Source organism: Psychrilyobacter sp. (assembly GCF_049671765.1).
GTDB lineage: Bacteria > Fusobacteriota > Fusobacteriia > Fusobacteriales > Fusobacteriaceae > Psychrilyobacter.
Genome location: NZ_JBATVM010000217.1, coordinates 1 through 2,144 on the forward strand (window position 1 = coordinate 1; position 2,144 = coordinate 2,144).

At 29.9% G+C, this 2,144-nt stretch carries 4 protein-coding genes; 3 read left to right on the top strand and 1 reads right to left on the bottom strand.

Annotated features, from left to right (window positions below; translation table 11 throughout):
• The 3 genes from WBG30_RS10430 to WBG30_RS10440 form a co-directional block, all read left to right on the top strand.
• On the top strand, nt 1-746 hold a 746-nt coding region (locus WBG30_RS10430), incomplete at its 5' end, for a hypothetical protein (protein WP_424504594.1).
• Between the two features lie 180 nt (nt 747-926).
• Entirely contained in the window at nt 927-1,223 is a 297-nt protein-coding gene (locus WBG30_RS10435; protein WP_424504595.1) for a hypothetical protein, read from the top strand.
• Nucleotides 1,223-1,723: a hypothetical protein gene (locus tag WBG30_RS10440; RefSeq protein ID WP_424504596.1), complete on the top strand. Its 501-nt coding sequence runs from the start codon at nt 1,223-1,225 to the stop codon at nt 1,721-1,723. The genes WBG30_RS10435 and WBG30_RS10440 overlap by 1 nt, the downstream gene beginning before the upstream one ends.
• 26 nt (nt 1,724-1,749) lie before the next feature.
• Here the strand turns inward: WBG30_RS10440 and WBG30_RS10445 are convergent, their stop codons facing one another.
• Nucleotides 1,750-1,956 carry a hypothetical protein gene (locus tag WBG30_RS10445; protein WP_424504597.1) on the bottom strand — a complete coding sequence of 69 codons (207 nt, stop codon included), beginning with the start codon at nt 1,954-1,956 and terminating at the stop codon, nt 1,750-1,752.
• Nucleotides 1,957-2,144 lie beyond the last annotated feature (188 nt).

A 2,144-nucleotide genomic window follows, 5' to 3' on the forward strand; every position in this document is an offset into this window, starting at 1 on the left:
TTAATAGACTAATTAATTTACTAGAAAGCAAAAATATATCTATAGATCTCACTGAAGCTAAGATTAGTGAAATAGAGATAAATATGAATTTTGAACTAACATTTGAAGAATACAAAGAAGTATTTACTCTTTTATTCCTAAAACTCCCTAAACTAAGAAAGATAGGTAATATAAATCTAAATGAGTCATATAAAAAATTATTTTTAGATTCTACTTTAGATGGGGGATGGAAAAGTCATAAAGTTAGAATTTATGATAAGAAGAGGGAAGTAGATGATAAAAACATTTTAGATTTTGATTTAACCAGGCTAGAATGGTGGCTATCTAGTTCAACATATAAATACTATGCCACTGAAAGATTCAATATAAACAATACATTAGAAGCACTATTAGAAAACAGCTATATTTTAGACAAGATATTCACTGAGTTATGCCATGAAAAACTATTTAAAGAAGCATATAGATATTTAGAGAAAGAATTAGAACCAAACTTAGAACTAAGTTATTTGCAGTTTAAAAAATCAAATAGATTAGCCAGGGCTACTGGTAGATCTCCTCAAAGAAATGTCTATAAATATTTAGAAGATAACTCATGGATATTTGATTATTCTAATCTAGAAAAGATAATATCACTCCATGATAAACCACATAAGACTAGGGAAGACAAAAGGATAAAAAAGAATTATTCTCACTTAAATAACAAGGAAAAATTAAGTTATTTAGTGGGAAAAATTTTTAACCACTAATCCCAAATAGTGGTTAGATTTTAAAAGTATAAAAATCTATTCTACCATTTATAAATAAAGGGATAGAAAAGAAATGGTGAAAAATAATTGTGACACAGTTTCCCTAAGTAATGAGGTAGAAAATTTAAAGTGATTTATTACATTTTTATGACATAAAATAGAAATTAGGAGGTGAGTGTCATGATGTTAGAAATGAGTGAAGAAGATTTTACAGAGATGATAGAGAATGCAGTGAAGTTTAAGATCTCATCTTTTAAAACAGATAGATCATTGGAAAGTATAAATATCTTAGCAAATAGTTATTTGTATTCTTTTAATGATCCTAGCTTTGATGTTATCACTGATAAAGATCCAGAAAAACTTAGAAAAGCTATTATAAAGAAAATCAATACAGATGAAGTCATGGGAAATAAACTAATTGATCTAATAGAAAATAAGCATGGAATAAACCTAGATGATCTGAAGGCTGATTATTAATGGCTAAGTATAGAAAAATCTCGAGTGATACGAAAAAGGAGCTTAAGAAAGCATATGAGTCTGGAGTAGATCTTATAGATCTAGCCATAGATTACATGGTAAACAATGGAACTCTTAGAAACTTAGCTAGTAAGAGTGGATGGATCAAAGGAAAAAATAAAGCAATCCTTGAGCAGGCATTTATTGAGGATGATATTACCAAAAGAGTTGAGTTAAGAGATCGAGTCATAAGTAACTATCGAACCTTACACCAATCTAACTTATCTTATCTCATGGAATTAGATAAAAAAGGAATAAAGCCAAAGGTTAAATCTCATGAAGAAGCATTGAAGTTAAGAGTACAAGCTACTGCAGAATTATATAAACTAGGAAAAGAACTATACAGTATTGAAACTTCAGATGAAAAGATTGATCGACATCTTAAGCATATCAAGTATGAAGAGAGCAAGAAAGCTATTAAGGAGCACAAAGGTTTGATGTTTGTAGATGAGGAGGAATAAAAAAAAGGGCTTAATAGCCCAATCATTTATTCTGTATGTGCACTAGGGCAGCAATGAATACAACCGTTAGCTTCTGAGTAGCCTTTAAGTTTTGAATCAATTACCGCATCATTAGGATTATTAAAACGTTCTAGAAAAATTATGTTTTCATTCTTTTTTTTACCCTTACGAGTAATCTCTGGACACCCCAGTACATGGACTTGACTTGTTTTGACATCAATACAATAAAGCATTAATATACCTCCTTATCAATTGTTAACGACAATTATAACACAAAGGGCAATCAAAGTAAAGAAAAAGGTACTGTGAGAGCTTTATTTAGCTTTGCGGTGGGGAGGAGCCCGAGCGTTTTTTCGTGACAAAATTTTTCATCTGGGAGTTCCAAAATTTTAGGAGGTCATATGGGGCAATTAATTTTAAT